Here is a 4,484-nt window from a genome sequence, read left to right as displayed (position 1 = left end):
TCCGGCCGAGACCAGCGCATTGGCAAAGCGCGCGCCGTCCATGTGGACCGGCAGGCCCGCCGCCCGGGCCACGGCGCAGATCGCCGCCACCTCGGCGGGGGAATAGACCGCGCCGGCCTCGGTCGCGTTGGTGATCGTGACCGCGCCGCGCTGGACATTGTGCACGCCCGCCCGCGCGGTGAAGCCGATGGCGCGCGCCAGGGCGTCGGGGTCTAGCTTTGCGTGATCCCCGCCCACCAGCGTCAGCTTGGCGCCGCCGGTGTAGAATTCGGGGGCGCCGCATTCGTCCTCTTCGACATGGGCGTTCCGGTGGCAATAGACCGTGGCCCAGGGCGGGCAGAGGCAGGCCAGCGCCAGCGCGTTCGCGGCGGTGCCGGTGGCGACCAGATAGACCTCGGCCTCGGGCGCCTCGAAGGCGATGCGGATCGCGTCTCGCACGTCGGTCGTGGTCACGTCATTGCCATAGGGCATGACATGGCCGTGATTGGCCTCGATCATCGCCTCGAGGATCTGGGGCGGGACGGGCGCTGTGTTGTCCGAGGCGAAATGCACGATCAAAGCTCCTCTTCGATGATGTGGTCTTCCCACTCGTCGAGGGGAATATCGAATTCGGGCAGTGTCCAGCCCCTTACCGATGCGCCCGCTCGGTGAACGCTTTCTGCATCGCCCGAGATCAGCGGGTGCCAGTCGGCAAGCGGCTTGCCCTCCCAGACCCGACGATAGGCGCAGGAGGCGGGCATCCAATAGGCGATGTCCGCGATGTTGCCGGGCGTCAGCACCACGCATTCGGGCACGATGGCCTTGCGGCAGTCGTAATTGCCGCAGCGGCAGGTGTCGCCGTCCAGAAGGCGGCAGGCGATGCGGGTGAAGACCACCTCGCCGGTATCGGCATCTTCCAGCTTGTTCAGGCAGCATTTGCCGCAGCCGTCGCAGAGCGCCTCCCATTCGCGGGGGGTCAGCTTCTTCATCGGCACCTTTTCCCAGAAGCGGGGGCGCAGGCCGGTGCGGTCGATGGGGTCGGACATGGCTCAGGGCCGCCAGGGCAGGGGCGGGTCCCGGGCGAGGATCTCGCGGGCGCGGGTGCAATCCCGCTCGATCTGGGCGACCAAGGCGTTCAGGCTGTCATATTTCGTCTCGTCGCGCAGGAATTCGACCAGCGCGACCGACAGATGCGTGCCGTAAAGATCGCCCTTGAAGTCGAACAGGTAGCTTTCGCAGTTCGGGACATTCTCGCCGAACATCGGGCACACCCCGATCGAGGCGACGCCGTCATGGCTGCCCGCATGCGGGCCGGACAGCACATCGACGCGCACGGCATAGACGCCGAAGCGCGGGCGGTGCAGGCCGTGGATCGACATGTTGGCGGTCGGATAGCCCAGCGCGTGGCCGCGCGAATCGCCATGCAGCACCTCGCCCTCGATCCGGTGCCAATGGCCCAGCATCGCGGCCGCATCGCGCGGGCGGCCATCGGTCAGCGCCTCGCGGATCGCGGTCGAGGACACCTCGCCCGCGTCGTTTTCCAGAAGATCGGCGGCGGTCACGCCAAAGCCCAGCTCGTCGCCGAACCGGCGAAGTGCGGCGACATCGCCCGCGCGGCCCTTGCCGAAGCGGAAATCCTGGCCGATGACGACATGGGCGAGGCCCAGCCCCTCATGCAGCACCTCGCGGGCGAAGGCTTCGGGGGTCAGGGCGGCCAGCCTGCCGTCGAAGGGCAGTTCGTAAAGGTGGTCGATGCCGAGTTTCGCCAGCCGGTTCGCGCGGGCCTCGGCATTCATCAGCCGGAAGGGGGCGGCGTCGGGGGCGAAATGCTGGCGCGGATGAGGTTCGAAGGTGACGACGCCCAGCGGCACGCCGCGCCGGGCGGCCTCGGCCCGGGCAAGCTCGATCACGCTGCGATGGCCCAGATGCACGCCATCGAAATTGCCGATGGCGGCCACCGCGCCGCGCTCGCCCAGGGGGGCGCCTGCCCATGTCGTGAAGGTCTTCATCGGCCCCGGATTGCACCCAAGGCCGGGCGGCGTCAATCGAATTTCTTGGTCGGCGCCAGCACCGTCGCCTCGCCCTTGAGCACCGGCTTGCCATTGACCAGGCAGCGGGTGTCCAGCGTCACGCGGCGCTTGCCGTAGTCGATGGCCATCACCTCGACCTCGGCCGTCACGACGTCGCCCGGGCGGACGGGGGCGAGGAATTTCAGGCTCTGGCCCAGATAGATCGTGCCATGACCCGGAAGCTGTTCGCCGATCACCGCCGAGATCAGCCCCGCGGTCAGCATCCCGTGGGCGATCCGGCCCTCGAAGATCGTCGCCATCGCGTAGTCGTCGTCCAGATGGACCGGGTTGCGGTCGGTCGAGACCTCGGCAAACAGCTCGATATCGCGGTCCGTCACTTCCTTGCGCAGGTGGCGGATCATGCCGATCTCGAGATCCTCGATGCAGATGGTTCCGCGTGGCATGTTGTCGAGCATTCCCCCGGCTCCCCGGATTCTGATGTTGCAGCGCAGCATAGCGAAGCCGATCCGAGCCTGCAACGACGAAGGGTAATATACCGTTACGGAAGATGCGAGTGTCGCAATTTTGTTGCGTGCGGGGCCCGGCCTAGCGCAGGAAGCCCATGGCGTAGGTGGGGCTGGCCATTTCGCGGGCGAGATAGGCGTTCAGCGCCGCCGGGTCGGGGTCGCGCGCGGTGTTCGTTTCCTGCGCGGCCAGCCCGCCGGTGATGAAGAGCGAATCGAGATCCTCGCCCAGCGCGCCGCGAATGTCGGTGGCGATGCCGTCGCCGATGCACAGAATCTGGTAATCGGGCACCTCGGCGATCTGTGCCAGCCGCTGGCGGGCGAGATCGTAGATCGGCGGGTGCGGCTTGCCGAAGTAAAGGCTTTCGCCGCCCATCTCGGTATAAAGCTGCGCGACCGCGCCGCCGCACCATTCCCGCGTCTCGCCCCGGTCCACGACGATATCGGGATTGGCGCAGAGCAGCTTCAGGCCCTTGTTCTTGGCGTAAAGCAGCTGCGGGCGCAGCTCGGCGGGGTCGGCATGGGCATCGAAGGGGCCGGTGCAGACGATGCCCTCGGCCTGATCCAGCGGGACACGCTCGATCGCGACCGGGTTCTGAACGATGCGGATCGGGTCGAAGAAGGACTCGTCCTCGTCGGTGCCCATGAAGAAGACCCGCTGCCCGACCGCGCCGCGGAACATCGCCATGCGGGCGGCATCGCCCGAGGTGGCGATGGTGTCCCAGCAATCGTCGGGCACGCGGATCCGGTCAAGCTGGCCCTCGACCGCCTTGCGATGGCGCGGCGCGTTGGTCAGCAGGACCACCACGCCGCCGCCTGCCTTATAGTGCTGCAACGCGGTGACGGCCTCGGGGAACGGCTCGCGCCCATTGTGAACGCAGCCCCACAGATCGACGAAAAGCGCGCGGTAGCGGGCGGACACCTCGGCGAGGCGGTCGATGATCTGCGTCATGGGCGGTCCTTGAAGCGGGGCGCCGCGATGGGCACCCCCTTGGGTTCAGAGTTGCAGGGCGGGCAGGATCTGTTTCTTCCGGCTCATGATGCCGGGCAGAACGACCGTGTCGCCCGCGACCGTGACACCAAAGCTCTTCTCGGCCACGGTCTTGACCAGATCGTTCGGCACCAGCAGCGTCGCCTCCTCGCGCAGGATGTCCACGACGAACAGCAGCACCTGGTCGGCGCCGTCTTCCTGCGCCACGGTGACCATCGACTCCATCAGGCTGGCCTTGCGGTCGAGCACGGTTTTCGGCGAGGTGGTTTCCAGAACCGACACGCGGAACTGCTTGCCCGCGATCTCGAATTCCTTGGAATCCATCCGCAGCAGTTCCGCATCCGAGAAGGCCGAGACGTCGGATTTTGCGGCGAACATCTCGGCGGCGTAATCGGGGATCGAGACGCCCAGATCGGCGGCCAGCGCCTCGGCCAGCGCGCGGTCGGCGGGCGTGGTGGTCGGCGAGCGGAATTCCAGCGTGTCGGACAGGATGCAGGACAGCATCGTGCCCTTGATCGCCGCGGGCATCTTCGCGGCGTCCGCGCCCATCAGGTCGTGCATGATGGTGGCGGTGCAGGCGACGGGGCGCACGGTGATATTGATGGGCGCGCGCGTCCTCAGTCCGCCGACCAGCATGTGATGGTCGATCAGCGCGATCACGTTCGCCTCGTTGATCGAGGCGGGCAGCTCGGCGGGGTTGTTGGTGTCCACGACCACCACATCCTCGCCCGGCGCGACATCGGCGATGATCTCGGGCTGGTCGAGACCCCAGCGGCCGAGCACGAATTTCGCCTCGGTATTGGGCTCGCCCAGCAGCCTGGCCTCGGCCTTGCGGCCCTGGATTTCGGAAAGATACCAGGCCCAGATGATCGGCGAGCCAGTGGAATCGGTGTCGGGGGACTTGTGGCCAAGGACCTTGATCGTCATGGGGATATCCGCTTGTCAGGAACGTCGGTCGGGCGCCCTTATAGGCAGGGGCGC

6 protein-coding genes are annotated in these 4,484 nt (G+C 67.2%); all 6 read right to left on the bottom strand.

From position 1 onward, the window contains the following. Window positions 1–552, bottom strand: a 552-nt coding sequence (locus tag ENN83_RS10245) for a threonine aldolase family protein (RefSeq protein WP_287186645.1), incomplete at its 3' end; no start/stop codon positions are given. A gap of 2 nt (window positions 553–554) precedes the next feature. Continuing rightward, window positions 555–1,025 carry a YcgN family cysteine cluster protein gene (locus ENN83_RS10240; RefSeq protein WP_287186642.1) on the bottom strand — a complete coding sequence of 157 codons (471 nt, stop codon included), beginning with the start codon at window positions 1,023–1,025 and terminating at the stop codon, window positions 555–557. 3 nt (window positions 1,026–1,028) lie between these two features. Further along, entirely contained in the window at window positions 1,029–1,988 is a 960-nt protein-coding gene (locus ENN83_RS10235; RefSeq protein ID WP_287186639.1) for a bifunctional riboflavin kinase/FAD synthetase, read from the bottom strand. A gap of 32 nt (window positions 1,989–2,020) precedes the next feature. Continuing rightward, on the bottom strand, window positions 2,021–2,464 hold the full coding sequence (locus ENN83_RS10230; protein ID WP_287186636.1) for a MaoC family dehydratase: 444 nt from the start codon (window positions 2,462–2,464) through the stop codon (window positions 2,021–2,023). Window positions 2,465–2,594: 130 nt separating this feature from the next. Continuing rightward, entirely contained in the window at window positions 2,595–3,464 is an 870-nt protein-coding gene (locus tag ENN83_RS10225; protein ID WP_287186633.1) for a TIGR01459 family HAD-type hydrolase, read from the bottom strand. 45 nt (window positions 3,465–3,509) lie between these two features. Further along, a complete protein-coding gene (locus tag ENN83_RS10220) occupies window positions 3,510–4,430 on the bottom strand; it encodes a manganese-dependent inorganic pyrophosphatase (RefSeq protein ID WP_287186631.1) in 921 nt (306 codons plus the stop codon). Window positions 4,431–4,484 lie beyond the last annotated feature (54 nt).

The sequence above is a fragment of the Rhodovulum sp. genome (assembly GCF_011048875.1).
GTDB classification, from domain to species: Bacteria; Pseudomonadota; Alphaproteobacteria; order Rhodobacterales; family Rhodobacteraceae; genus Rhodovulum; species Rhodovulum tesquicola.
Note: the sequence above shows the minus strand (reverse complement) of the source record. Positions and strands in the feature narration are given on the sequence as shown.

Bases quoted from the DNA above. Each gene is read 5' to 3' on its own strand.
- ENN83_RS10225 (WP_287186633.1), bottom strand. From the start codon at position 3,464: ATGACGCAGATCATCGACCGCCTCGCCGAGGTGTCCGCCCGCTACCGC.
- ENN83_RS10240 (WP_287186642.1), bottom strand. From the start codon at position 1,025: ATGTCCGACCCCATCGACCGCACCGGCCTGCGCCCCCGCTTCTGGGAA.
- ENN83_RS10220 (WP_287186631.1), bottom strand. From the start codon at position 4,430: ATGACGATCAAGGTCCTTGGCCACAAGTCCCCCGACACCGATTCCACT.
- ENN83_RS10230 (WP_287186636.1), bottom strand. From the start codon at position 2,464: ATGCTCGACAACATGCCACGCGGAACCATCTGCATCGAGGATCTCGAG.
- ENN83_RS10235 (WP_287186639.1), bottom strand. From the start codon at position 1,988: ATGAAGACCTTCACGACATGGGCAGGCGCCCCCCTGGGCGAGCGCGGC.